25 protein-coding genes are annotated in these 26141 nt (G+C 57.3%); 22 read left to right on the top strand and 3 right to left on the bottom strand.

Annotation, left to right across the window (positions count from 1 at the left end; genetic code table 11):
- Nucleotides 1-17: 17 nt before the first annotated feature.
- From ftsY to livJ, 6 genes are all read left to right on the top strand, one after another.
- Nucleotides 18-1478, top strand: coding sequence for a signal recognition particle-docking protein FtsY (gene ftsY, locus ACOT1A_RS17090; RefSeq protein ID WP_069597030.1), 1461 nt, complete (start codon nucleotides 18-20; stop codon nucleotides 1476-1478).
- Nucleotides 1479-1480: 2 nt separating this feature from the next.
- Entirely contained in the window at nucleotides 1481-2146 is a 666-nt protein-coding gene (ftsE, locus tag ACOT1A_RS17085; protein ID WP_006812284.1) for a cell division ATP-binding protein FtsE, read from the top strand.
- Nucleotides 2139-3194 carry a permease-like cell division protein FtsX gene (gene ftsX, locus ACOT1A_RS17080; protein WP_022649667.1) on the top strand — a complete coding sequence of 352 codons (1056 nt, stop codon included), beginning with the start codon at nucleotides 2139-2141 and terminating at the stop codon, nucleotides 3192-3194. The genes ftsE and ftsX overlap by 8 nt, the downstream gene beginning before the upstream one ends.
- A gap of 249 nt (nucleotides 3195-3443) precedes the next feature.
- A complete protein-coding gene (gene rpoH / locus ACOT1A_RS17075; protein ID WP_000159624.1) occupies nucleotides 3444-4301 on the top strand; it encodes an RNA polymerase sigma factor RpoH in 858 nt (285 codons plus the stop codon).
- Between the two features lie 136 nt (nucleotides 4302-4437).
- Complete coding sequence (locus tag ACOT1A_RS17070) at nucleotides 4438-5703, top strand: 4-aminobutyrate--2-oxoglutarate transaminase (RefSeq protein ID WP_276170006.1); 1266 nt, start codon at nucleotides 4438-4440, stop codon at nucleotides 5701-5703.
- A gap of 197 nt (nucleotides 5704-5900) precedes the next feature.
- A complete protein-coding gene (gene livJ, locus ACOT1A_RS17065) occupies nucleotides 5901-7001 on the top strand; it encodes a branched chain amino acid ABC transporter substrate-binding protein LivJ (RefSeq protein ID WP_015571474.1) in 1101 nt (366 codons plus the stop codon).
- A gap of 200 nt (nucleotides 7002-7201) precedes the next feature.
- Here the strand turns inward: livJ and panM are convergent, their stop codons facing one another.
- Nucleotides 7202-7585, bottom strand: coding sequence for an aspartate 1-decarboxylase autocleavage activator PanM (panM, locus tag ACOT1A_RS17060; protein ID WP_022649664.1), 384 nt, complete (start codon nucleotides 7583-7585; stop codon nucleotides 7202-7204).
- Nucleotides 7586-8009: 424 nt separating this feature from the next.
- Between panM and livK the strand changes: the two genes are divergently transcribed.
- The 10 genes from livK (at nucleotide 8010) to ugpQ (ending at nucleotide 18076) form a co-directional block, all read left to right on the top strand.
- A complete protein-coding gene (gene livK / locus ACOT1A_RS17055; protein WP_023307130.1) occupies nucleotides 8010-9119 on the top strand; it encodes a high-affinity branched-chain amino acid ABC transporter substrate-binding protein LivK in 1110 nt (369 codons plus the stop codon).
- A 46-nt stretch (nucleotides 9120-9165) separates the two neighbouring features.
- Nucleotides 9166-10092, top strand: coding sequence for a high-affinity branched-chain amino acid ABC transporter permease LivH (gene livH, locus ACOT1A_RS17050; protein ID WP_022649662.1), 927 nt, complete (start codon nucleotides 9166-9168; stop codon nucleotides 10090-10092).
- Complete coding sequence (locus tag ACOT1A_RS17045) at nucleotides 10089-11366, top strand: high-affinity branched-chain amino acid ABC transporter permease LivM (RefSeq protein WP_006812275.1); 1278 nt, start codon at nucleotides 10089-10091, stop codon at nucleotides 11364-11366. The genes livH and ACOT1A_RS17045 overlap by 4 nt, the downstream gene beginning before the upstream one ends.
- The gene (livG, locus tag ACOT1A_RS17040; protein WP_276170007.1) at nucleotides 11363-12130 is read left to right on the top strand and encodes a high-affinity branched-chain amino acid ABC transporter ATP-binding protein LivG; all 768 of its coding nucleotides are present in this window, start codon (nucleotides 11363-11365) and stop codon (nucleotides 12128-12130) included. The genes ACOT1A_RS17045 and livG overlap by 4 nt, the downstream gene beginning before the upstream one ends.
- 1 nt (nucleotide 12131) lies before the next feature.
- On the top strand, nucleotides 12132-12845 hold the full coding sequence (gene livF, locus ACOT1A_RS17035; protein ID WP_023298801.1) for a high-affinity branched-chain amino acid ABC transporter ATP-binding protein LivF: 714 nt from the start codon (nucleotides 12132-12134) through the stop codon (nucleotides 12843-12845).
- A gap of 246 nt (nucleotides 12846-13091) precedes the next feature.
- Nucleotides 13092-14408: a sn-glycerol-3-phosphate ABC transporter substrate-binding protein UgpB gene (ugpB, locus tag ACOT1A_RS17030; protein WP_022649659.1), complete on the top strand. Its 1317-nt coding sequence runs from the start codon at nucleotides 13092-13094 to the stop codon at nucleotides 14406-14408.
- Nucleotides 14409-14537: 129 nt separating this feature from the next.
- Nucleotides 14538-15425 carry a sn-glycerol-3-phosphate ABC transporter permease UgpA gene (ugpA, locus tag ACOT1A_RS17025; protein ID WP_003861551.1) on the top strand — a complete coding sequence of 296 codons (888 nt, stop codon included), beginning with the start codon at nucleotides 14538-14540 and terminating at the stop codon, nucleotides 15423-15425.
- Nucleotides 15422-16267, top strand: a complete 846-nt coding sequence (ugpE, locus tag ACOT1A_RS17020) for a sn-glycerol-3-phosphate ABC transporter permease UgpE (RefSeq protein ID WP_063841875.1) — start codon at nucleotides 15422-15424, stop codon at nucleotides 16265-16267. The genes ugpA and ugpE overlap by 4 nt, the downstream gene beginning before the upstream one ends.
- Nucleotide 16268: 1 nt before the next feature.
- Nucleotides 16269-17339, top strand: a complete 1071-nt coding sequence (locus tag ACOT1A_RS17015; protein WP_022649656.1) for a sn-glycerol-3-phosphate import ATP-binding protein UgpC — start codon at nucleotides 16269-16271, stop codon at nucleotides 17337-17339.
- Entirely contained in the window at nucleotides 17336-18076 is a 741-nt protein-coding gene (gene ugpQ / locus ACOT1A_RS17010) for a glycerophosphodiester phosphodiesterase (RefSeq protein WP_038416862.1), read from the top strand. The genes ACOT1A_RS17015 and ugpQ overlap by 4 nt, the downstream gene beginning before the upstream one ends.
- Here ugpQ and ACOT1A_RS17005 read toward each other — a convergent pair.
- On the bottom strand, nucleotides 18066-18437 hold the full coding sequence (locus ACOT1A_RS17005) for a DUF2756 family protein (protein WP_023298798.1): 372 nt from the start codon (nucleotides 18435-18437) through the stop codon (nucleotides 18066-18068). The two genes, ugpQ and ACOT1A_RS17005, sit on opposite strands and share 11 nt — an antisense overlap.
- A gap of 122 nt (nucleotides 18438-18559) precedes the next feature.
- Between ACOT1A_RS17005 and ggt the strand changes: the two genes are divergently transcribed.
- On the top strand, nucleotides 18560-20305 hold the full coding sequence (gene ggt / locus ACOT1A_RS17000) for a gamma-glutamyltransferase (protein WP_276170008.1): 1746 nt from the start codon (nucleotides 18560-18562) through the stop codon (nucleotides 20303-20305).
- Between the two features lie 100 nt (nucleotides 20306-20405).
- On the opposite strand, the gene yhhY is transcribed toward ggt, so the two are convergent.
- Nucleotides 20406-20894: an N-acetyltransferase gene (yhhY, locus tag ACOT1A_RS16995; RefSeq protein ID WP_276170009.1), complete on the bottom strand. Its 489-nt coding sequence runs from the start codon at nucleotides 20892-20894 to the stop codon at nucleotides 20406-20408.
- Between the two features lie 257 nt (nucleotides 20895-21151).
- Here yhhY and ACOT1A_RS16990 point away from each other — a divergent pair, with 257 nt between their 5' ends.
- The 5 genes from ACOT1A_RS16990 (at nucleotide 21152) to gntU (ending at nucleotide 26093) form a co-directional block, all read left to right on the top strand.
- On the top strand, nucleotides 21152-22189 hold the full coding sequence (locus ACOT1A_RS16990) for an oxidoreductase (protein ID WP_276170010.1): 1038 nt from the start codon (nucleotides 21152-21154) through the stop codon (nucleotides 22187-22189).
- Nucleotides 22190-22312: 123 nt separating this feature from the next.
- Nucleotides 22313-23008 (top strand): pirin family protein, encoded by a 696-nt coding sequence (locus ACOT1A_RS16985; RefSeq protein ID WP_000639796.1) that lies wholly within the window; start codon nucleotides 22313-22315, stop codon nucleotides 23006-23008.
- Between the two features lie 91 nt (nucleotides 23009-23099).
- Nucleotides 23100-24095, top strand: a complete 996-nt coding sequence (gene gntR / locus ACOT1A_RS16980) for a gluconate operon transcriptional repressor GntR (RefSeq protein WP_003861567.1) — start codon at nucleotides 23100-23102, stop codon at nucleotides 24093-24095.
- Between the two features lie 126 nt (nucleotides 24096-24221).
- Nucleotides 24222-24749 (top strand): gluconokinase, encoded by a 528-nt coding sequence (gene gntK / locus ACOT1A_RS16975; RefSeq protein ID WP_003861569.1) that lies wholly within the window; start codon nucleotides 24222-24224, stop codon nucleotides 24747-24749.
- Nucleotides 24750-24752: 3 nt separating this feature from the next.
- Nucleotides 24753-26093 (top strand): gluconate transporter, encoded by a 1341-nt coding sequence (gene gntU / locus ACOT1A_RS16970; RefSeq protein ID WP_017693851.1) that lies wholly within the window; start codon nucleotides 24753-24755, stop codon nucleotides 26091-26093.
- Nucleotides 26094-26141 lie beyond the last annotated feature (48 nt).

Raw genomic sequence — 26141 nt, 5'->3', positions numbered from 1 at the left:
GAGGAGTGTAGTCGCAGATGGCAAAACAAAAAAAACGTGGCTTCTTTTCCTGGTTGGGTTTCGGTGAAAAAGAGCAAGAAACAGAACAGAAAACCGAAGAACAGCAGGTTGTAGAAGAGCAGTCACAGCCTGAAACGCCTGTCGAAACCGCTGCGGTTGTCGAAGCGGAAGAGCCAGCCCACAGCAAAGAAGAGATTGAATCCTTTGCTGAAGAGGTGGTTGAGGTTACTGAACAGGTTCAGGAGAGCGAAAAACCAGAGTCGGTTATCGTTGAAACCCTTACCGAAGCGCCGCAGGCCGCTATCGAACACGAAGCGCTGCCGCTGCCGGAAGAGGTGAAAGCTGAAGAGGTTTCTGCCGAAGAGTGGCAGGCCGAAGCGGAAACCGTTGAAATTGTTGAGGCGGTGGAAGAAGAAGCGGCCCTTGAGCCAGAGCTGACCGACGAAGAGCTGGAGGCCCAGGCGCTGGCGGCGGAAGCGGCTGAAGAAGCGGTCATCGTCGTGCCGGTGGAAGAGCAGGCCGAAGAAGAGATCGTTCAGGAGCAGGAAAAACCGACCAAAGAAGGTTTCTTCGCGCGCCTGAAGCGCAGCCTGCTCAAAACCAAAGAAAACTTAGGTTCCGGATTTATCAGTCTGTTCCGCGGCAAGAAGATCGACGACGATCTGTTTGAGGAGCTGGAAGAGCAACTGCTGATTGCGGACGTGGGCGTGGAAACCACCCGGAAAATCATCGCCAACCTGACCGAAGGAGCGAACCGCAAACAGCTGCGTGACGCCGAGGCGCTGTACGGCCTGCTGAAAGACGAGATGGGTGAAATTCTCGCAAAAGTTGACGAACCGCTTAATATTGAAGGCAAAATGCCCTTTGTTATTCTGATGGTTGGCGTCAACGGCGTGGGTAAAACCACCACCATCGGCAAGCTGGCGCGCCAGTTTGAGCAGCAGGGCAAATCGGTGATGCTGGCGGCGGGCGATACCTTCCGTGCGGCAGCGGTGGAACAGCTCCAGGTGTGGGGCCAGCGCAACAATATTCCGGTCATTGCCCAGCACACCGGCGCGGATTCCGCGTCCGTGATTTTCGATGCCATCCAGGCGGCGAAGTCGCGTAACGTGGACGTGCTGATTGCAGATACCGCAGGGCGTTTGCAGAACAAATCGCACCTGATGGAAGAGCTGAAGAAAATCGTTCGCGTCATGAAGAAGCTGGACGAAGATGCACCGCATGAAATTATGCTGACTATCGACGCCAGCACCGGACAGAACGCCATCAGTCAGGCGAAGCTGTTCAATGAAGCGGTAGGACTGACCGGGATCACGCTGACCAAGCTGGACGGCACCGCGAAAGGCGGGGTGATCTTCTCCGTGGCCGACCAGTTCGGCATTCCTATCCGTTATATCGGTGTGGGCGAGCGTATTGAGGATTTACGTCCGTTTAAAGCGGACGACTTTATTGAGGCACTATTTGCCCGAGAGGACTAACAATGATTCGCTTTGAACACGTCAGCAAGGCCTATCTCGGCGGGAGACAAGCGCTGCAGGGGGTAACATTCCACCTCCAGCCAGGCGAGATGGCATTCCTGACCGGCCATTCCGGCGCGGGGAAAAGTACCCTGCTCAAGCTGATCTGTGGGATCGAGCGGCCAAGTGCCGGGAAAATCTGGTTCAGCGGCCATGAAATTAGCCGTCTTAAGAACCGTGAAGTGCCGTTCCTGCGTCGTCAGATTGGCATGATTTTCCAGGATCACCACCTGCTGATGGATCGCACGGTTTTCGATAACGTCGCGATCCCGCTGATTATTGCCGGCGCCAGTTACGATGATATCCGCCGTCGCGTTTCGGCGGCGCTGGATAAGGTCGGGCTGCTGGACAAAGCGAAGAACTTCCCGATCCAGCTCTCCGGCGGTGAGCAGCAGCGCGTGGGCATCGCCCGTGCGGTGGTGAACAAGCCTGCCGTCTTGCTGGCGGATGAACCGACCGGTAACCTGGACGATGCCCTCTCTGAAGGGATCCTGCGTCTGTTTGAGGAATTTAACCGCGTGGGGGTCACGGTACTGATGGCGACGCACGACATGGGGCTTATCTCACGCCGTTCGTACCGCATGCTGACCCTGAGCGACGGGCATTTGCACGGAGGCCACGGTGAATAAGCGTGATGCAATGAACCAGATTCGGCAGTTCAGCAACCGGTTTGACCGTTTCCGCAAGCCTCAGGGCGGCGGGGACGGCAATCGCCATGCGCCTAAGCGTGCCAAAGCGACACCGAAACCGAACTCCCGTAAAACCAACGTCTTCAACGAACAGGTGCGCTACGCCTTCCAGGGCGCGTTGCAGGATCTAAAAAGCAAACCGCTGGCGACGTTCCTGACGGTGATGGTGATTGCCATCTCCCTGACGCTGCCGAGCGTCTGCTACATGGTTTACAAAAACGTAAACCAGGCGGCGTCCCAGTACTATCCGTCGCCGCAGATTACCGTTTATCTGGATAAAGCCCTCGACGATAACGCGGCGGCTCAGGTAGTGGGGCAGATTCAGGCCGAGCAGGGCGTGGAGAAGGTGAACTATCTTTCCCGCGATGAAGCGCTGGGCGAATTCCGCAACTGGTCCGGGTTCGGCGGCGCGCTGGATATGCTGGAAGAGAACCCGCTGCCCGCCGTGGCGGTGGTGATCCCGAAGCTCGATTTCCAGGGCACCGATTCGCTCAACACCCTGCGCGACCGCATTACCCGCATCAATGGGATTGATGAAGTGCGCATGGACGACAGCTGGTTTGCCCGCCTTGCCGCCCTGACCGGGCTGGTGGGGCGCGTATCGGCGATGATCGGCGTGCTGATGGTGGCGGCGGTGTTCCTCGTCATCGGTAACAGCGTGCGCCTGAGCATCTTCGCCCGTCGCGATACCATCAACGTGCAGAAACTGATTGGCGCAACGGATGGTTTCATCCTCCGCCCGTTCCTCTATGGCGGCGCGTTATTAGGTTTTTCTGGTGCATTTCTTTCATTGATTTTGTCAGAAATTTTGGTGATGCGGCTGTCGTCTGCCGTCACCGAGGTGGCGCAGGTTTTCGGAACGAAGTTTGATATCAGTGGCTTAGGGTTCGATGAGTGCCTGCTGTTGCTGCTGGTCTGCTCCATGATCGGCTGGGTGGCGGCATGGCTGGCAACGGTTCAACATTTACGCCACTTTACTCCCGACTAATAAAAGCGTGATATAATCTTCCCTGCACCGAGATGTTCGCTTGCAGGGAAAGCGTCCCTGTTGTCTCTTCCCCTGTAATCATCTTCATGTCACATTTTGTGCGTAATTTATTCACTGTTGCACCTGGAACTTGTGGATAAAATCACTGTCTGATAAAAGAGTGAATGCTAATCTCGTTGCTCAAACGCTTTGGCATGGTTGTTGCCTGACGGGGACAACCTGGACCAGAAGAAACATTGAGAGGAATGAATGACCAAAGAAATGCAAACTTTAGCTTTAGCCCCTGTTGGTAACCTGGAATCTTACATCCGGGCTGCGAACACCTGGCCGATGTTAACGGCTGAGGAAGAAAAGGAGCTTGCTGAAAAGCTGCATTACCAGGGCGATCTGGAAGCAGCTAAAACGCTGATCCTGTCTCACCTGCGCTTTGTTGTTCACGTTGCTCGTAATTATGCGGGCTACGGCCTGCCGCAGGCGGACCTGATTCAGGAAGGTAACATTGGCCTGATGAAGGCGGTACGTCGCTTCAACCCGGAAGTGGGTGTGCGACTCGTCTCCTTCGCCGTGCACTGGATCAAAGCGGAAATTCACGAATACGTCCTGCGTAACTGGCGTATTGTGAAAGTCGCTACGACGAAAGCGCAGCGCAAACTGTTCTTCAACCTGCGTAAAACCAAGCAGCGTCTGGGCTGGTTCAATCAGGATGAAGTGGAAATGGTGGCGCGCGAGCTGGGTGTTTCCAGCAAAGACGTCCGCGAGATGGAATCCCGAATGGCCGCGCAGGACATGACGTTTGATATGTCTGCCGACGACGATGCCTCCGACAGCCAGCCGATGGCCCCGGTCCTGTATCTGCAGGATAAAACCTCTAACTTTGCTGACGGCATTGAAGAGGATAACTGGGAAGACCAGGCGGCAAACAAGCTGACCTTCGCGATGGAAGGCCTCGACGAGCGTAGCCAGGATATTATCCGCGCCCGCTGGCTGGACGAAGATAACAAGTCCACGTTGCAGGAACTGGCCGACCGCTACGGCGTCTCCGCTGAACGTGTGCGTCAGCTTGAAAAGAACGCCATGAAAAAACTTCGCGCCGCTATCGAAGCGTAATTTTCGCGAAGTACACCGAGAACCCCTGGATGAGAGTCTGGGGGTTTTGTTTTTTTAGCGCCCGCTCTGGCGAATTCCCTGCCCCTGGCAAACACTTACTGATGCGCTAAGCAGGCGACTTTCAGAGGGTGACAGGGTGAAAAATAACGAACTGAACGACCGGCGTTTACAGGCGACGCCGCGCGGTATCGGCGTCATGTGTAACTTCTATGCCGATAAAGCCGAAAACGCCACGGTGTGGGACGTGGAAGGTAACGAGTATATTGATTTTGCCGCCGGGATCGCCGTGCTGAATACCGGGCATCGCCATCCTAAAGTTCTCGCCGCCATCGAAAAACAGCTTCACGCCTTTACCCATACCGCTTATCAAATCGTCCCTTATGAAGGCTATGTATCGCTTGCCGAGCGCATCAACCAGCGCGTACCCATAGAGGGGCCAGCCAAAACCGCCTTCTTCTCAACGGGGGCGGAAGCGGTCGAAAACGCGGTGAAAATCGCCCGCGCGTACACCAGACGTCCCGGCCTTATCACCTTCGGCGGCGCGTTCCACGGCCGTACCTTTATGACCATGGCGCTGACCGGCAAAGTGGCGCCCTATAAGCTCGGCTTCGGCCCGTTCCCCGGCTCGGTGTACCACGCGCAATTCCCCAACAGCCTGCACGGGGTGAGTACCGCCGAAGCGCTAAAAAGCCTGGAGCGCATCTTCAAAGCCGATATCGCGCCCGATCAGGTGGCGGCAATCATTATTGAACCGGTTCAGGGCGAGGGCGGGTTCAACGTCGCGCCCGCTGATTTTATGCAGGCGCTGCGTGCCCTGTGCGATACCCACGGGATTTTACTGATTGCCGACGAAGTGCAAACCGGCTTCGCCCGTACCGGCAAGCTGTTCTCCATGGAAAACCACTGCGTGAAGCCCGATCTGATCACTATGGCGAAAAGCCTGGCGGGCGGGATGCCGCTCTCTGCCGTCTCTGGCCGGGCAGAGGTGATGGACGCGCCCGCTCCGGGCGGACTGGGCGGCACCTACGCGGGTAACCCGCTGGCGATTGCGGCGGCCCATGCGGTGCTGGACGTGATTGACGAGGAAGATCTCTGCACGCGCGCGTCTCATCTCGGCCATCATCTTGTCGAGGTGCTGAATAAAGCGAAGGATGGCTGTCCCTGGATCGCCGATATCCGTGGGCAGGGCTCGATGGTGGCGGTGGAATTTACCGATCCGCAAACCGGACTGCCGTCGCCGGAATTTACCCGTCAGGTTCAGGAGCGCGCGTTGAACGAAGGGCTGCTGCTTTTGAGTTGCGGCGTCTACGGCAACGTTATCCGCTTCCTCTACCCGCTCACCATCCCCGAAGCGCAGTTCCGTAAAGCGCTGGATATTATTTCCGCCTCGCTGACACGATAAAGCCAAAAGCCCGGCTGAAATGAAGGTCGGGCTTATCATATTTTCATTTCAAATTAGCTATTCCAAAATCATAAAAATGGGGTATGTTTTAGCAGAGTATGCTGAAAAAGCGCGAACAGCACGCCTATAATTGAAATAAAGCGCTACACAACAACATCACAACAATCGTTATAACCATAATAATGGGGAATCTCAGGATGAACATGAAGGGTAAAGCGTTACTGGCAGGATGTATCGCGTTGGCATTCAGCACTATGGCGCAGGCCGATATTAAAGTGGCCGTGGTGGGCGCGATGTCCGGTCCGGTAGCACAGTACGGCGACCAGGAATTTACGGGCGCGGAACAGGCGGTTGCAGACATTAATGCTAAGGGCGGCATCAAGGGCGAAAAGCTGCAAATCGTAAAATATGACGATGCCTGTGACCCGAAACAGGCGGTCGCGGTGGCGAACAAAGTGGTAAATGACGGGATCAAATACGTTATCGGTCACCTGTGCTCCTCTTCCACCCAGCCCGCGTCTGACATCTACGAAGACGAAGGCATTCTGATGATCACGCCGGCTGCGACGGCACCAGAGCTGACCGCGCGCGGCTATAAGCTGATCCTGCGTACCACCGGTCTGGACTCGGATCAGGGGCCAACCGCCGCGAAATACATTGTTGAAAAAGTGAAGCCGCAGCGCATCGCGATTGTTCATGACAAACAGCAGTACGGCGAAGGCCTGGCCCGTGCGGTGCAGGATAACCTGAAAAAAGCGAATGCCAACGTGGTGTTCTTTGACGGTATTACCGCCGGTGAGAAAGACTTCTCGACTCTGGTAGCGCGTCTGAAGAAAGAAAATATCGATTTCGTTTATTACGGCGGCTACCACCCGGAAATGGGGCAGATCCTGCGTCAGGCGCGTGCGGCGGGTCTGAAGACACAGTTCATGGGGCCAGAAGGCGTGGCGAACGTTTCCCTGTCTAACATCGCGGGTGAGTCTGCTGAAGGGCTGCTGGTGACCAAACCGAAAAACTACGACCAGGTGCCTGCGAACAAACCTGTTGTAGATGCCATCAAGGCGAAGAAACAGGATCCAAGCGGTGCGTTCGTCTGGACCACTTACGCAGCGTTGCAGTCTCTGCAAGCGGGCCTGAACCAGTCAGCCGATCCGGCGGAGATTGCCACCTGGCTGAAAGCGAACTCGGTGGAAACCGTGATGGGGCCGCTGTCCTGGGATGAGAAGGGTGACCTGAAGGGCTTCGAGTTCGGCGTGTTTGACTGGCATGCCAACGGCACGGCGACAGACGCCAAATAAAAGCAAAAAGGCAACGTAAGTTGCCTTTTTTAATGTTTTCTCCCTCTCCCCGTGGGAGAGGGCCGGGGTGAGGGCATCAGGCCGCACAGCCCCGCTTTTGCCCGGTGGCGCTTCGCTTACCGGGCCTACAATCAGCCTGGGAAAATGCGGCAGATAATGAATGTAGGCCGGGTAAGGCGCAGCCGCCACCCGGCTTTCTTTTAGCGCTTCTCCCACCCGTTCGCCTGCGCCGTAAACCCTAACGCCTGCATAAACGCCGCCATTACGCCGCGATCCTCCACGCCCACGTCGGCCATCCACCAGGAGGTCACGCTCGGGTTTTCGCGGATCACCTCTTCAATCAAATACTGCCCGACCCCGCGACGACGGGTCACGTCGCGCACGCGCAGGGAGTCCAGCGCCCCTTCCGTGCCGCTCAGCGTTACGCGGACGGCGGCCAGCAGGCGCTCGTTAAAGCGCGCGGCATAGATGCGGTGGTTCTCATCGACGGCCAGCGATGAAGAAGAATATTCCGGCCAGATCTTGCCCAGGTCGATATGATCCTGGTCGCTAAAGGTCACCAGACGCACGATAGTCAGTTTCATTAGCTGCTTGTCCAAATCAAAAAGAGTACGGCCAGTGTACTCAATTTAATTGCTCAGGCACTTTCTCTTTTTCTTCCCATTTACCAGGTGATTAGTTTTTTGGCAACGCGATGGGCAGTTTGAAAACACATGGATCGAAAAATAAGCAGAATTTTAACCTGAATGGTAGTGATTTATTCGGCGCTTTGTACCGTTATTTTATGCTGCTAACTGCGCTTTTATTTGTTTATCTCCGTCTGATTTCAGAATATTATCTTTGCTTAATCGCCTGAAAAATAGAGATATTAGTCTGGTTTTTGTTAAAAACCTGCGCTAAACCATTAAAGGCACTGGTAAAAATAGCGTTGTTCATTAAAAGTACAGAATGCTTTTTAACCATAATAAAACAAAATATATACATCACTTCACGAATGGGGATTCTGAGATGAAAAGGAACGCGAAGACGTTAATCGCGGGGATGGTCGCACTGTCGATCTCGCATGCCGCTATGGCAGACGACATTAAAGTTGCGGTAGTGGGTGCGATGTCCGGCCCCGTTGCCCAGTGGGGCGATATGGAGTTCAACGGCGCGCGTCAGGCCATCAAAGATATCAATGCTAAAGGCGGCATCAAAGGCGACAAGCTGGTGGGCGTAGAGTATGACGACGCCTGCGATCCAAAACAGGCCGTCGCGGTCGCCAACAAAATCGTTAACGACGGTATCCAGTACGTCATCGGGCACCTGTGTTCCTCCTCCACGCAGCCTGCGTCTGATATCTACGAAGACGAAGGCATCCTGATGATCACCCCGGGCGCCACCAACCCGGAACTGACCCAGCGGGGTTACCAGCACATTATGCGTACCGCCGGTCTGGACTCCTCGCAGGGGCCAACCGCCGCCAAATACATCCTCGAGACCGTTAAGCCACAGCGCATTGCCATCATTCATGACAAACAGCAGTACGGTGAAGGCCTGGCGCGCTCCGTACAGGACGGCCTGAAAAAAGGCGGGGCGAATATCGTCTTCTTCGACGGCATTACCGCCGGTGAGAAAGACTTCTCCGCGCTGATCGCCCGCCTGCAAAAAGAGAATATCGACTTCGTTTACTACGGCGGCTACTACCCGGAAATGGGGCAGATGTTGCGCCAGGCGCGCGCCACCGGTCTGAAAACCCAGTTTATGGGGCCTGAGGGCGTCGGTAATGCCTCCCTGTCGAACATCGCGGGCGATTCTGCCGAAGGCATGCTGGTGACGATGCCAAAACGCTATGACCAGGATCCGGCGAATAAAGCTATCGTGGATGCGCTCAAGGCACAGAAGAAAGATCCGAGTGGCCCATACGTCTGGATCACCTACGCGGCCGTGCAGTCGCTGGCCACGGCCATGGATCGCACCGGCAGCAAAGAGCCGCTGGATCTGGTGAAAGATTTAAAAGCACACGGGGCGAACACCGTGATTGGGCCGCTGAACTGGGATGAGAAAGGCGATCTGAAGGGATTTGAATTTGGTGTCTTTAAGTGGCACGCCGACGGTTCGTCCTCGGTCGCCAGATAATAATCCCACCGCCCGGTTTACCGGGCGGATATAAAAAGGTTTGCATATGTCCGAGCAGTTTCTCTACTTTTTGCAGCAGATGTTTAACGGCGTCACGCTGGGAAGCACCTACGCGCTGATCGCCATCGGCTACACGATGGTTTACGGCATTATCGGCATGATCAACTTCGCCCACGGCGAGGTGTACATGATCGGTAGCTACGTCTCCTTTATGATCATCGCCGCGTTGATGATGATGGGCATCGACAGCAGCTGGTTGCTGGTGGCCGCCGGGTTTGTCGGCGCGATTGTGATTGCCAGCGCCTACGGCTGGAGCATCGAACGGGTGGCCTACCGGCCGGTGCGCAGCTCCAAGCGCCTTATTGCGCTGATCTCCGCCATCGGTATGTCCATCTTCCTGCAAAACTACGTCAGCCTGACAGAAGGTTCGCGTGACGTGGCGCTGCCAAGCCTGTTTAACGGCCAGTGGATTGTGGGGGCCAGCGAAAACTTCTCTGCCTCTGTCACCACCATGCAGCTGGTTATCTGGATTGTGACCTTCCTGGCGATGCTGGCCCTGACCGTTTTCATCCGCTACTCCCGCATGGGACGCGCCTGCCGCGCCTGCGCGGAAGACCTGAAGATGGCGAGCTTGCTCGGGATCAACACCGACCGCGTGATTGCCCTGACCTTCGTGATCGGTGCAGCGATGGCGGCGGTGGCGGGCGTGTTGCTCGGCCAGTTCTACGGCGTAATCAACCCGTACATCGGCTTTATGGCCGGGATGAAAGCCTTCACCGCCGCGGTACTGGGCGGTATCGGCAGCATTCCGGGCGCGATGATTGGCGGCCTGATTTTGGGCGTGGCCGAAGCGCTCTCCTCGGCGTACCTGAGCACCGAATATAAAGATGTGGTCTCGTTTGCCCTGCTGATTCTGGTTCTGCTGGTGATGCCTACCGGTATTCTGGGCCGTCCGGAGGTAGAGAAAGTATGAAACCGATGCATTTTGCGATGGCGCTGCTTTCTGCCGCCATGTTCTTCGTCCTGGCGGGCGTCTTTATGGGCGTCCAGTTAGGGCTGGACGGCACGAAGCTGGTGGTGGATACCGCCCCCGATATCCGCTGGCAGTGGGTGTTTATCGGTACTGGCGTGGTGTTCCTGTTCCAGCTGCTGCGTCCGCTGTTCCAGAAGACGCTGAAGAACGTCTCCGGGCCGAAATTCGTCCTTCCGGCGATCGACGGTACAACCGTGAAACAGAAGCTGTTCCTTGTGGCGCTGCTGGTGGCTGCCGTGGCGTGGCCGTTTATGGTATCGCGCGGGACGGTGGATATTGCCACCCTGACCATGATCTACGTGATTCTGGGGCTAGGTCTGAACGTGGTGGTGGGGCTGTCTGGCCTGCTGGTGCTGGGCTACGGCGGGTTCTACGCCATCGGTGCCTACACCTTCGCGCTGCTGAACCATTATTACGGCCTCGGCTTCTGGACCTGTTTGCCGCTGGCGGGGCTGGTCTCTGCCGCCGCGGGCTTCCTGCTCGGCTTCCCGGTGCTGCGCCTGCGCGGTGACTACCTGGCGATTGTGACCTTAGGCTTCGGCGAAATCGTCCGTATCCTGCTGCTCAACAATACCGAAGTGACCGGCGGTCCGAACGGCATCAGCCAGATCCCGAAACCGACCTTCTTCGGCCTGGAGTTCAGCCGTACCGCCCGCGAAGGCGGCTGGGATACCTTCAGCAACTTCTTTGGCATCAAATACGACCCGTCCGACCGCGTGATCTGGCTCTACCTGGTGGCGCTGCTGCTGGTGGTGATTACCCTGTTTGTGATCAACCGTCTGCTGCGCATGCCGCTGGGCCGCGCATGGGAAGCGCTGCGTGAGGATGAGATCGCCTGCCGTTCCCTGGGCCTGAATCCGACCCGTATCAAGCTGACCGCGTTTACCATCAGCGCCGCGTTTGCCGGTTTCGCCGGAACGCTGTTTGCCGCGCGTCAGGGCTTCGTCAGCCCGGAATCGTTCACCTTTGCCGAATCGGCCTTCGTGCTGGCGATTGTGGTGCTCGGCGGGATGGGTTCCCAGTTCGCCGTGATCCTCGCGGCCATCCTGCTGGTGGTCTCGCGCGAGCTGATGCGCGACTTTAACGAATACAGCATGCTGATGCTGGGTGGCTTGATGGTGCTGATGATGATCTGGCGTCCGCAGGGCCTGCTGCCGATGACGCGTCCACAGCTGAAGCTTAAGAGCGCGGAAGCGAAAGGAGAGCAGGCATGAGTCAGCCATTATTATCCGTTAACGGTCTGATGATGCGTTTTGGTGGCCTGCTGGCGGTCAACAACGTGAATCTGGATCTGCATAAGAAAGAGATTGTCTCCCTGATTGGCCCGAACGGCGCAGGGAAAACCACAGTATTCAACTGCCTGACCGGTTTTTACAAGCCGACAGGTGGCACCATCATGCTGCGCGACCAGCACCTCGAAGGGCTGCCGTGCCAGCAGATTGCCCGCATGGGCGTGGTGCGTACCTTCCAGCACGTGCGTCTGTTCCGGGAGATGACGGTGATTGAGAACCTGCTGGTGGCGCAACATCAGCAGCTCAAAACCGGCCTCTTTTCCGGCCTGCTGAAAACCCCGGCCTTCCGCCGCGCGCAGGAGGAGGCGCTCGATCGCGCCGCCACCTGGCTCGACCGTATCGGCCTGCTCCAGCACGCCAACCGTCAGGCGAGCAACCTCGCCTACGGTGACCAGCGTCGCCTTGAGATCGTGCGCTGCATGGTGACCCAGCCGGAGATCCTGATGCTCGACGAACCGGCGGCGGGCCTCAACCCGAAAGAGACCAAAGAGCTGGACGAGCTGATTGCCGAGCTTCGCGATCATCACGACACCACCATCCTGCTGATTGAGCATGACATGAAGCTGGTGATGGGCATTTCGGACCGTATCTACGTGGTTAACCAGGGCACGCCGCTGGCGAACGGCACGCCGGAAGAGATCCGCAGCAACCCGGACGTGATCCGCGCATACCTTGGTGAGGCATAAGATGGAAAAAGCGATGTTAACGTTCGACAAGGTCAATGCGCACTACGGCAAGATCCAGGCGCTTCACGACGTCAGCCTGCACATCAATCAGGGCGAGATCGTCACCCTGATTGGCGCCAACGGCGCGGGGAAAACCACGCTGCTCGGCACCCTGTGCGGCGATCCGCGCGCCACCAGCGGGCGGATTGTGTTTGACGGCAAAGATATTACCGACTGGCAGACGGCTAAAATTATGCGTGAAGCGGTAGCGATCGTCCCGGAAGGGCGTCGCGTGTTCTCGCGCATGACGGTCGAAGAGAACCTGGCGATGGGCGGTTTCTTCGCCCACCGGGATGAATACCAGACCCGCATCAAATGGGTATACGAACTCTTCCCGCGCCTGTGGGAGCGGCGAATTCAGCGCGCGGGCACCATGTCCGGCGGGGAGCAACAGATGCTGGCGATTGGCCGCGCGCTGATGAGCCAGCCGCGTCTGCTGCTGCTGGATGAACCGTCGCTCGGGCTGGCGCCTATCATCATTCAGCAGATTTTCGACACCATCGAGCAGTTGCGCAAAGAGGGGATGACCATCTTCCTCGTCGAGCAGAACGCCAACCAGGCGCTGAAGCTCGCTGACCGTGGCTACGTGCTGGAGAACGGCCGCGTGGTGCTCTCCGATACCGGCGATGCGCTGCTGGCGAACGAAGCGGTGCGGAGCGCGTATTTGGGCGGCTAAGCCGTCTGTATCGCCCGGTGGCGCTGCGCTTACCGGGCCTACGGATACCATGTAGGCCGGGTAAGGCGAAGCCGCCACCCGGCTTTTTTTCATATTAACCCCTTCACACAACCATCATCCCTCTGACGCCTGGCTGTCACCTATCTGTAAACAAACAGTTATTTTTCTGTCATTCGAGCATGTCATGTTACCTCGCGAGCACAAAACGCGTGATATCGCGCATCCGGCATAATAAGAGAGATGACAATGACATCGTTACGACACACAGCTTTGGGTCTGGCAATCGGTCTGGCTTTTGCGACGAACGCAATGGCTGTGACCACCATTCCGTTCTGGCATTCTATGGAAGGGGAGTTGGGTAAAGAGGTTGACTCCCTGGCGCAACGTTTCAACGACACCCACCCGGATTACAAAATTGTGCCGGTGTACAAAGGTAACTACGAGCAGAGCCTGAGCGCGGGCATCGCCGCCTTCCGTACCGGCAATGCGCCAGCCCTGTTACAGGTTTATGAAGTCGGCACCGCGACCATGATGGCCTCCAAAGCCATCAAGCCGGTCTATGAAGTGTTCAAAGACGCGGGCATCAACTTTGACGAATCCCAGTTTGTGCCGACCGTCTCCGGTTACTACACCGATTCCAAAACCGGCCACCTGCTGTCCCAACCGTTTAACAGCTCCACGCCGGTGCTGTACTACAACAAAGATGCCTTCAAAAAAGCCGGTTTAGATCCGGAACAGCCGCCAAAAACCTGGCAGGATCTGGCGGAGTACACCGCGAAGCTGAAAGCGGCGGGGATGAAGTGCGGCTACGCCAGCGGCTGGCAGGGCTGGATCCAGATTGAAAACTTCAGCGCCTGGCACGGCCTGCCGGTTGCCACCAAAAACAACGGCTTCGATGGCACCGACGCGGTTCTGGAATTTAACAAGCCGGAGCAGGTGAAGCACATCGCGCTGCTGGCCGATCTGAACAAGAAGGGCGACTTCAGCTATTTCGGGCGCAAAGACGAATCCACCGAGAAGTTCTACAACGGTGACTGCGCCATTACTACCGCGTCTTCCGGTTCGCTGGCGGACATCCGTCACTACGCCAAATTCAACTACGGCGTGGGCATGATGCCGTACGACGCTGATGTAAAAGGCGCGCCGCAGAACGCCATCATCGGCGGGGCGAGCCTGTGGGTGATGCAGGGTAAAGACAACGGCACCTACAAAGGCGTGGCCGAGTTCCTCGACTTCCTGGCCAAGCCGGAAAACGCCGCCGAGTGGCACCAGAAGACCGGCTACCTGCCGATCACCAAAGCCGCGTACGACCTGACCCGGGAGCAGGGCTTCTACAGCAAGAACCCGGGCGCGGACATCGCGACGCGTCAGATGCTGAACAAGCCGCCGTTGCCGTTCACCAAAGGCCTGCGTCTGGGCAACATGCCGCAGATCCGCACCATCGTTGATGAAGAGCTGGAAAGCGTCTGGACCGGGAAGAAAACGCCACAGCAGGCGCTGGATTCAGCGGTAGAGCGCGGCAACCAACTGTTACGCCGCTTTGAGCAGTCGACGAAATCGTAATTAAAACCTTACCCCTCACCCTAACCCTCTCCCCATAGGGGAGAGGGGACTGCACGGAGCCGTCTTTTCTCCCTCGCCCCTATGGGGAGAGGGCCGGGGTGAGGGGCGAAAACCTACTTGAGCTAACCTATGTCATCATCCCGTCCGGTGTTCCGTTCCCGCTGGCTGCCGTACCTGCTGGTCGCGCCGCAGCTGGTCATCACCGTTATCTTCTTTATCTGGCCTGCGGGCGAAGCGCTGTGGTACTCGGTACAAAGCGTCGATCCGTTCGGGCTTTCCAGCCAGTTTGTCGGGCTGGACAACTTTACCGCGCTGTTCCATGACAGCTACTACCTGGACTCCTTCTGGACGACGATCAAATTCAGCGCGCTGGTCACCGTGAGCGGTCTCGTCGCGTCGCTGTTCTTCGCCGCGCTGGTGGATTACGTAGTGCGCGGCAGCCGTCTGTATCAGACCCTGATGCTGCTGCCTTACGCTGTGGCTCCCGCCGTGGCCGCCGTACTGTGGATCTTCCTGTTTAACCCGGGGCGCGGGCTGATTACCCACTTCCTGGGCGAGTTTGGCTATGACTGGAACCACGCCCAGAACAGCGGTCAGGCCATGTTCCTGGTGGTGTTCGCCTCGGTGTGGAAGCAGATCAGCTATAACTTCCTGTTTTTCTTCGCCGCGCTACAGTCTATCCCGCGTTCGCTGGTGGAGGCCGCCGCGATTGACGGCGCAGGGCCAGTGCGCCGCTTCTTCCGGCTGTCGCTGCCGCTGATCGCCCCGGTGAGTTTCTTCCTGCTGGTGGTAAACCTGGTGTACGCCTTCTTCGACACCTTCCCGGTGATCGACGCCGCCACTGCGGGCGGTCCGGTACAGGCGACGACGACGCTGATCTACAAGATCTACCGCGAAGGCTTTGCCGGGCTTGATCTCTCTGCCTCTGCCGCCCAGTCCGTGGTGCTGATGTTCCTCGTCATCATCCTGACGGTGGTGCAGTTCCGCTATGTTGAAAGTAAGGTGCGCTACCAATGATTGAGAACCGTCGCGGGCTGACGATTTTCAGCCATACCCTGCTGATTCTGGGCATTCTCGTCATCCTGTTTCCGCTGTACGTGGCGTTTGTCGCCGCCACGCTGGACACCAGGGCGGTGTTCGACACGCCGATGACGCTCGTCCCCGGCGGGCATCTTTTCGAGAACATGAAAACTATCTGGACCCAGGGCGTGGGGGCCAACAGCGCGCCGTTCTGGCTGATGATGCTCAACAGTTTCATCATGGCGTTCGGCATCACCGTCGGCAAAATCACGGTGTCGATGCTCTCGGCGTTTGCCATCGTCTGGTTCCGCTTTCCGCTGCGTAACCTGTTTTTCTGGATGATTTTCATCACCCTGATGCTGCCTGTAGAGGTGCGTATCTTCCCGACGGTGGAGGTGATCGCCAACCTGAAGATGCTCGACAGCTACGCGGGCTTAACCCTGCCGCTGATGGCCTCGGCGACCGCCACCTTCCTGTTCCGCCAGTTCTTTATGACCCTGCCGGATGAGCTGATTGAAGCCGCGCGTATTGACGGCGCCTCGCCGATGCGCTTCTTCCGCGACATCGTACTGCCGCTGTCGAAAACCAACCTTGCGGCGCTGTTTGTGATCACCTTTATCTACGGCTGGAACCAGTACCTGTGGCCGCTACTGATCGTTCAGGACGTCAACCTCGGCACCGCCGTGGCAGGCATCAAAGGCATGATCGCCACCGGCGAAGGCACCACCCTCTGGAACCAGGTAATGGCGGCGATGCTGCTCACCCTTATCCCCCCGGTCGTTATCGTTTTAGCCATGCAGCGTGCGTTTGTGCGTGGTTTAGTGGACAGTGAGAAATAAGATGGCAGGTTTAAAATTACAGGCAGTAACCAAAAGCTGGGACGGCAAAACCCAGGTCATTCAGCCGCTGACGCTCGACGTGGCGGACGGGGAATTTATCGTCATGGTCGGTCCGTCCGGCTGTGGGAAATCCACGCTGCTGCGCATGGTGGCGGGGCTGGAACGCGTGACGTCCGGGGATATCTGGATTGACCGCCAGCGCGTTACCGAGATGGAACCCAAAGATCGCGGCATCGCGATGGTGTTCCAGAACTACGCCCTCTATCCGCACATGAGCGTAGAAGAGAACATGGCCTGGGGGCTGAAAATTCGCGGCATGGGCAAAGGCCATATCGAGGAGCGCGTGAAAGAAGCCGCGCGCATTCTGGAGCTTGACGGCCTGCTCAAGCGTCGCCCGCGTGAGCTTTCCGGAGGCCAGCGTCAGCGCGTGGCGATGGGGCGCGCCATCGTGCGCGATCCGGCGGTCTTTCTGTTCGACGAACCGCTGTCAAACCTCGACGCCAAGCTGCGCGTGCAGATGCGCCTTGAGCTACAGCAGCTGCATCGCCGCCTGAAAACCACGTCCCTCTACGTGACCCACGATCAGGTAGAGGCCATGACTCTCGCCCAGCGCGTGATGGTGATGAACAAAGGCATCGCCGAGCAGATTGGCACCCCGGTGGAAGTCTACGAAAAACCGGCCAGCCGTTTTGTGGCGAGTTTTATCGGCAGCCCGGCGATGAACCTGCTGGACGGGCGGATCAATGCTGCAGGAACCCATTTTGAGCTGGAAAGCGGGATGGCGTTGCCGATCAACTGGTACTATCGTGGCTACGCCGGGCGTAAGATGACGCTCGGTATCCGCCCGGAGCATATTGGTTTGACGTCTCAGGCGGACGGCGGCGTGCCGCTGGTGATGGACACGCTGGAGATGCTGGGCGCAGACAACCTGGCGCACGGACGCTGGGGCGAACAAAAGCTGGTGGTGCGCCTGCCGCATCAGGAGCGCCCGAAGGCAGGCAGCACGCTGTGGCTGCATATGCCGGAAAATCACCTGCACTTATTTGACGGTGAAACAGGACAACGAGTATGAGCAACTGGCCTTACCCCCACATTGTCGCCCACCGTGGCGGCGGTAAACTGGCGCCGGAAAACACCCTGGCGGCAATTGACGCTGGCGCGCGCTACGGCCACACGATGATCGAGTTCGATGCCAAGCTGTCGAAGGATGGCGAAATTTTCCTGCTGCATGACGACAACCTTGAACGCACCAGCAACGGCTGGGGCGTGGCGGGCGAACTGCCGTGGCGCGATCTGCTGAAGGTGGATGCCGGAAGCTGGTTCAGCGGGGAATTCAAAGGTGAACCGCTGCCGCTGCTGGCGGAAGTGGCGGACCGCTGCCGCCAGCACGGCATGATGGCCAACATTGAAATCAAACCGACCACCGGCACCGGGCCGCTGACGGGCAAAGTCATCGCGCTGGCCGCGCGTGAGCTGTGGGAAGGGATGACGGTACCGCTGCTGTCGTCGTTTGACATCGACGCGCTGGAAGCGGCACAGGCGGCCGTACCAGAGCTGCCGCGCGGGCTGCTGCTGGATGAGTGGCGAGAAGACTGGCGCGCGCTGACTGCCCGCTTAGGTTGCGTGTCGATCCACCTCAACCATAAGCTGCTGGATGAAGCGCGCGTGACGCTGTTGAAAGAGGCCGGTCTGCATATACTGGTCTATACCGTCAACAAACCCCAGCGTGCAGCCGAGCTGCTGCGCTGGGGCGTGGACAGCATCTGTACCGATGCGATTGACCAGATCGGGCCGAACTTTATTTATTAAGCATACTGCCGTTCTGCTGGGTCGGCAGCATATGCTGCTGACCGCTGCTTTGCGACACCCCGCCCCCTAACATCCCACCGTTTGAGTTTGACAGCGGCTGCTCGCGCATCTGGCCCTGCTGCACGCGCTGGGTATTAGCGTTCATCTGGTTTTGCAGGTGCTGTTGCTGCACCTGGGTCTGCGTCTTTAACTGCTGATTAAGCATCCCTTTCTGCTGCTGTTGCTGGCTCATCATCTCCGTCTGCATACGCTGCTGGCTCGGAATGACATAGCCCTGCTGGTTCGGGTTGTTCAGCGTGTTTATCGGCTGTGCGAGCGCGGCGAACGGAAGCAGCGCGATCAGGATCGGTAATCGTTTCATGGTTATCTCCTCCTTTGAGGCTTCTCTTAAGTTTATCCTGATTCCGGCATAACGATGATTTTTTAAGAGTTGTGAACCAGGCTTAAGCGGGGAATATAGGCCCCTTCACCTGGAGAACAATAATGATGAAACCAACCTTTTTGCGCTGGGTCGCCATCGCTGCGCTGATGGCAGGCGGCACATTTACCGTGGCGGCCAACCCGCCCGCCGCTCCTCCGGTCTCTTACGGCGTGGAGGAGGATGTTTTTCATCCCGAGCGGGCGACGCACGGCATGGTGGCCTCGGTTGACGCGCTGGCAACTCAGGTGGGCGTCGATATTCTTAAACAGGGCGGTAACGCGGTGGATGCGGCGGTCGCGGTCGGGTACGCGCTGGCGGTGACGCATCCACAGGCGGGGAACCTGGGCGGCGGCGGGTTTATGATGCTGCGCACGAAAGACGGTAAAACTACGGCCATCGACTTTCGTGAGATGGCACCGAATCAGGCCTCCCGCGATATGTTCCTCGACGATCAGGGCAATCCGGACAGTAAAAAATCCCTGACCTCGCACCTTGCCTCCGGCACGCCGGGCACCGTTGCGGGGTTCTCGCTGGCGCTGGAAAAATACGGCACGCTGCCGCTGAATAAAGTGGTACAGCCTGCCATCAGGCTGGCGCGCTACGGCTTCGTCGTCAACGACGCGCTGGCGGACGACCTCAAAACCTACGGCAGCGAAGTTATTCCCAATCATGAAAACAGCAAGGCTATCTTCTGGAAAGACGGCGAGCCGCTGAAAAAGGGCGATAAGCTGGTGCAGAAGAACCTCGCAAAAAGTCTCGAACTGATTGCCGAAAACGGTCCGGACGCCTTCTATAAGGGGCCGATTGCCGATCAAATTGCCGACGAGATGCAGAAGAACGGCGGGCTGATCACCAAAGCGGATCTGGCGGAATATAAGGCGGTGGAGCGCGAGCCGATTAGCGGCACCTATCGCGGCTACGAGGTCTTCTCCATGCCGCCGCCGTCCTCCGGGGGCATTCACATTGTGCAGATCCTCAATATTCTGGAAAACTTCGATATGCACAAGTTCGGCTTCGGTAGTGCCGATGCCATGCAGGTGATGGCGGAGGCGGAAAAGCGCGCCTACGCGGACCGCTCGGAATATCTTGGCGATCCGGATTTCGTGAAGGTGCCGTGGCAGGCGCTGACTAACAAAGCCTATGCCAAATCGATTGCCGATGAGATCGACATCAACAAGGCTAAACCGTCCAGCGAGATCCGCCCGGGCAAGCTGGCGCCGTATGAAAGTAACCAGACCACCCACTTCTCGGTCGTGGACAAAGACGGAAACGCGGTGGCGGTGACATACACGCTCAACACCACCTTCGGCACCGGGATTGTGGCGGGCAACAGCGGTATTTTGCTGAACAACGAGATGGATGACTTCTCGGCCAAGCCGGGCGTGCCGAACGTCTACGGGCTGGTCGGCGGCGATGCAAATGCGGTCGGGCCGAAGAAGCGCCCGCTGTCGTCCATGTCGCCCACCATCGTGGTGAAAGACGGCAAAACCTGGCTGGTGACCGGCAGCCCGGGCGGGAGCCGGATTATCACCACCGTGCTGCAAATGGTGGTGAACAGCATCGACTTTGGGATGAACGTCGCCGAAGCGACCAATGCGCCGCGTTTCCATCACCAGTGGCTGCCGGACGAGTTGCGCGTGGAGAAGGGCTTTAGCCCGGATACCCTCAAGCTGCTTGAGCAGCGCGGGCAGAAGGTGGCGGTGAAGGAGGCGATGGGCAGCACCCAGAGCATTATGGTCGGGCCGGACGGGGCACTGTTTGGCGCGTCGGATCCGCGGTCGGTGGATGATTTAACGGCGGGGTATTGAGGGCTCCCCTCACCCTAACCCTCTCCCCATAGGGGAGAGGGGATTGCACGGTGCGGTCTTTTCTCCCTCGCCCCTTCGGAGAGAGGGTCGGGGTGAGGGGTTACTTCATACGCGCCATATAATACGCATCCACGTACTCGCCGTTGCGCAGGGCGTAGCGCCTGCCGGTGCCTTCAATCTCAAACCCGTGCTTTTTGTACACCGCGATTGCCGGTTCGTTATCGACAAACACCGTTAACTCGATGCGGTCGACGCGCAGCCAGTTGTCGCACATATCAATCATGGTGCGTATCAGCGCGCTGGCGACGCCCCGGTTTTGCCACTGCGCACCCACACAAATTCCAAAATCGGCAACGTGGCTGCGGCGCGGACGCTGGGCTACGGCAATGCACAGATGCCCGGCGACGGTATCATCAATACAGGCGACAAGCTGCTTGATACCGGGCTGATGGGTTAGCCGGTCATGCCACATCTGCTCTGAGGGATGAGGAACCTGTAGCGTGTTGTGGTACACCTCCGGCTGGGCGTGGATCTGACGAATGGCGTCGTAATCTTTCGGTTCAGCGTGGCGTATCACTATCTCACTCATTCCTTGTTCCTCAGTCAGTTAAAAGTCCCTTCCAACATCAGTGACTTTAAAAGTTGAGTCAATCGCTATTTTTTGCAAAAAGTGTTGGACAAGTGCGAATGAGAATGATTATTATTGCTCTGCATTCAGGAAGACCTCCTACGGGAACCTGAAAGCACGACATTGCTCACATTGCTTCCAGTATTACTTTAGCCAGCTTCTCGCTGGCTTTTTTTTTGTTATGGTTAGACTCAGTAACCTTCCAAAAGGACTGAGCCATGACACTACATTGTGCATTTATTGGATTTGGCAAAAGCACCACGCGTTACCACCTTCCGTATGTTCTTAACCGAAAAGAGACCTGGCACGTGTCCCATATCTATCGCCGCCGCGCGAAGCCAGAAGAGCAGTCTCCGCAGTATTCCCATATTCATTTCACCAGCGATCTTGATGAAGTGTTAAATGATCCGCAGGTGAAGCTGGTGGTGGTCTGTACCCACGCCGACAGCCACTTTGACTACGCAAAACACGCGCTGGAAGCAGGTAAAAACGTGCTGGTGGAAAAACCGTTCACCCCGACCATCGCCGAAGCGAAGGAACTCTTTGCGCTGGCGAAAAGCAAAGGCCTGACCGTCACGCCGTACCAGAACCGTCGCTTTGACAGCTGCTTCCTGACGGCAAAAAAGGCAATCGAAAGCGGCAAGCTCGGCGAGATCGTTGAAATCGAAAGCCACTTCGATTACTACCGCCCTGTGGCAGAAACCAAACCCGGCCTGCCGCAGGACGGTTCGTTCTACGGTCTGGGCGTACACACCATGGACCAGATCATCTCCCTGTTTGGCCGCCCGGACCACGTGGCGTACGACATCCGCAGCCTGCGCAATAAGGCCAATCCGGACGATACCTTCGAAGCACAGCTGTTCTACGGCGATCTCAAAGCCATCGTCAAAACCAGTCATCTGGTGAAAATCGACTACCCGAAATTTATCGTTCACGGCAAGAAAGGCTCCTTTATCAAGTACGGTATTGACCAGCAGGAGACCAGCCTGAAGGCCAACATCATGCCGGGCGAACCGGGCTTTGCGGCAGATGATTCCGTGGGCGTGCTGGAGTACGTGAACGACGAGGGCCTGACGGTCAGGGAAGAGCTGAAGCCGGAAACGGGCGATTATGGACGCGTCTACGATGCGCTGTATGAAACCCTCTCCAGCGGCATGCCGAATTACGTCAAGGAATCTGACGTTCTGACGAACCTGGAAATCCTTGAACGGGCCTTCGAACAGGCTTCCCCTGCCACGGTAACCCTCGCCAGATAAGCAAAAATGGTTCCTCTGCGCTTGTTCTAAATTTTTGAACAGAGGAGTCAATTTTCACCCTCTATGATCCCTGAGCGTTTGCGTCCACACTTACTCCATCGAAACGAACTGAGGGTGAAAACAATGATCTACTTACGCAAAGCAAACGAACGTGGTCACGCGAATCATGGCTGGCTGGACTCATGGCATTCATTCTCGTTTGCCGACTACTACGACCCGAACTTCATGGGCTTCTCCGCGCTGCGCGTCATTAACGACGACGTGATTGATGCAGGCCAGGGCTTCGGTACCCACCCGCACAAGGACATGGAAATCCTGACCTATGTGCTTGAAGGGGCGGTTGAGCACCAGGACAGCATGGGCAATAAAGAGCAGGTTCCGGCGGGCGAGTTCCAGATTATGAGCGCGGGGACCGGGGTGCGTCACTCTGAGTACAACCCGAGCAAAACGGAAAAACTGCACCTGTATCAAATCTGGATCATTCCAGAAGAGACCGGCATCACGCCACGCTACGAACAGCGCCGCTTCGATGCGAAACAGGGTAAACAGCTGGTGCTCTCCCCGGATGCGCGTGAAGGTTCCCTGAAAGTGCATCAGGATATGGAGCTGTACCGCTGGGCGCTGGCGAAAGATGAACAGTCTGTGCACCAGATCGCCGCCAACCGCCGCGTGTGGATCCAGGTGGTGAAAGGCGAGGTGTCCATCAACGGCACCAAAGCCACCACCGCCGATGGCCTGGCAATCTGGGATGAGCAGGCGCTCTCCGTGCATGCCGACAGCGAAAGTGAAATTCTGCTGTTTGATCTGCCGCCGGTCTAAATAATTTCTCAACCTTCCCTTTAAACGGGGAAGGTTGAGCTTTGTCCGTGATAAACTGAGCAAATCTCTCACTTCAAGATTTCTCAGGACGATGAAAAAGAAACGCCCCGTACTTCAGGATGTCGCCGATCGCGTCGGTGTGACCAAAATGACGGTCAGCCGTTTTTTACGTAACCCGGAGCAGGTTTCCGTGGCGTTGCGTGGCAAGATTGCCGCCGCCCTTGATGAACTGGGTTATATCCCCAACCGCGCGCCCGATATTCTCTCTAATGCGACCAGCCGTGCGGTGGGCGTCCTGCTTCCTTCCTTAACCAACCAGGTTTTCGCTGAAGTGCTGCGTGGCATCGAAAGCGTGACCGATGCCTTTGGTTATCAGACCATGCTCGCCCACTATGGGTACAAGCCGGAACTGGAAGAGGAACGTCTTGAATCGATGCTTTCCTGGAACATTGACGGCCTGATTTTAACGGAACGTACTCACACCCCGCGCACGCTGAAAATGATTGAAGTGGCAGGCATTCCGGTGGTGGAGCTGATGGACAGCCAGTCGCCGTGCCTCGACATCGCCGTGGGGTTCGATAACTTTGAAGCGGCGCGTCAGATGACGGCGGCGATCATCGCCCGCGGTCATCGCCATGTGGCCTATCTGGGTGCGCGTCTGGATGAACGTACTATCATCAAACAGAAGGGATACGAGCAGGCGATGCTCGACGCCGGTTTAACCCCGTACAGCGTGATGGTGGAGCAATCTTCCTCTTATACGTCGGGTATTGAGCTGATGCGTCAGGCGCGACGCGAGTATCCGCAACTGGACGGTATTTTCTGTACCAACGATGACCTTGCGGTCGGCGCCGCGTTTGAATGTCAGCGTCTGGGTTTAAAAATCCCGGATGATATGGCGATTGCCGGTTTCCACGGCCACGACATTGGCCAGGTGATGGAGCCGCGTCTGGCAAGCGTCCTGACCCCGCGTGAACGCATGGGCCGCATTGGTGCAGAACGCCTGCTGGCGCGCATTCGTGGTGAGGCAGTTACCCCTAAAATGTTAGATTTAGGTTTCACCTTGTCACCGGGTGGATCTATTTAATCCGACAAATTTGAAGTAGCTCACACTTATTCACTTCGCGCACGTTTGGATATTGCTTCTCTTATGCCCCGGCAGGACAATGTTACCGATAACTGTTACCCGTAACAATTGACTGAGGGACACCCTTTGAGCACGACTAATCACGATCACCACGTTTACGTCCTGATGGGCGTGTCCGGTAGCGGTAAATCTGCCGTGGCGAGCGAAGTGGCGCATCAACTCCAGGCTGCGTTTCTTGATGGTGACTTCCTCCATCCGCGCAGCAACATCATGAAAATGGCTTCCGGCGAGCCGCTGAATGACGACGACCGCAAACCCTGGTTGCAGGCGCTGAATGATGCCGCGTTCGCGATGCAGCGCACCAATAAAGTCTCCCTGATAGTCTGTTCCGCGCTGAAAAAAACCTATCGCGACCTGCTGCGCGATGGCAACCCGAACCTCTCTTTCATCTACCTGAAAGGCGATTTCGGGGTAATTGAAAGCCGCCTGAAGGCGCGTAAAGGCCACTTCTTCAAAACCCAGATGCTGGTAACGCAGTTCGAAGCGTTGCAGGAGCCGGGGGCTGACGAACAGGATGTCTTAGTGGTTGATATCGATCAGCCGCTGGAAGGTGTTGTTGCCAGCACCATCGAGGTTATTAATAAAAGGCAGTAAGTTTTGAGTACATTAACGCTAGTTTTGACAGCAGTGGGTTCCGTATTGCTGCTGCTGTTTTTAGTGATGAAGGCACGTATGCACGCCTTCGTTGCTTTGATGGTGGTTTCTATTGGTGCCGGTCTCTTTTCCGGAATGCCGCTCGACAAAATTGCGGCGACGATGGAAAAAGGGATGGGCGGCACGCTCGGCTTCCTGGCCATCGTAGTCGCGCTCGGCGCGATGTTTGGCAAGATTTTGCACGAGACGGGCGCGGTCGATCAGATTGCCGTCAAGATGCTGAAATCCTTCGGACACAGCCGTGCGCACTACGCGATTGGTCTGGCTGGTCTGATTTGCGCGCTGCCGCTGTTCTTTGAAGTGGCGGTGGTGCTGCTGATTAGCGTGGCGTTCTCCATGGCACGCCATACCGGTACCAACCTCGTGAAGCTGGTCATTCCGCTGTTTGCGGGCGTGGCGGCGGCGGCGGCGTTTCTGCTGCCGGGGCCTGCGCCGATGCTGCTGGCTTCCCAGATGCATGCTGACTTTGGCTGGATGATCCTGATTGGCCTGTGTGCGGCGATCCCGGGGATGATTATCGCCGGTCCGCTGTGGGGCAACTTCATTAGCCGTTACGTTGAGCTGCACATTCCGGATGACATCTCCGAGCCGCACCTGGGCGAGGGCAAAATGCCGTCCTTCGGCTTCAGTCTGTCGCTGATCCTGCTGCCGCTGGTGCTGGTGGGCCTGAAAACCATCGCTGCCCGCTTTGTGCCGGTGGGGTCAACCGCTTACGAATGGTTCGAATTTATTGGCCATCCGTTCACTGCGATCCTGGTGGCGTGTCTGGTCGCGATTTACGGGCTGGCGATGCGTCAGGGCATGCCAAAAGATCGCGTGATGGAGATATGCGGTGCCGCGCTACAACCGGCGGGGATTATTCTGCTGGTGATCGGGGCGGGCGGCGTGTTCAAGCAGGTGCTGGTGGATTCCGGTGTGGGTCCGGCGCTGGGCGAAGCGCTGACCGGAATGGGCCTGCCGATTGCGGTCACCTGCTTCGTGCTGGCCGCGGCGGTGCGTATCATTCAGGGCTCCGCGACCGTGGCGTGCTTAACCGCGGTGGGGCTGGTGATGCCGGTGATTGAACAGCTGAACTACTCGGGCGCGCAGATGGCGGCGCTCTCTATCTGTATCGCGGGCGGTTCAATTGTGGTATCTCACGTGAACGACGCAGGCTTCTGGCTGTTCGGTAAATTTACCGGCGCAACCGAAGCGCAAACCCTTAAAACCTGGACGCTGATGGAAACTATCCTCGGCACGACGGGTGCGGTTGTCGGGATGATTGCGTTTACGCTGCTGAGCTAACGAGACCGTATTTTGTCGGGTGGCGGCTTCGCCTTACCCGACCTACAA

The sequence above is a fragment of the Enterobacter cloacae complex sp. SYL003 genome, from assembly GCF_049236925.1.
In the GTDB taxonomy this organism is placed as follows: domain Bacteria; phylum Pseudomonadota; class Gammaproteobacteria; order Enterobacterales; family Enterobacteriaceae; genus Enterobacter; species Enterobacter intestinihominis.
This window is presented reverse-complemented; position numbering and strand designations above follow the sequence as displayed.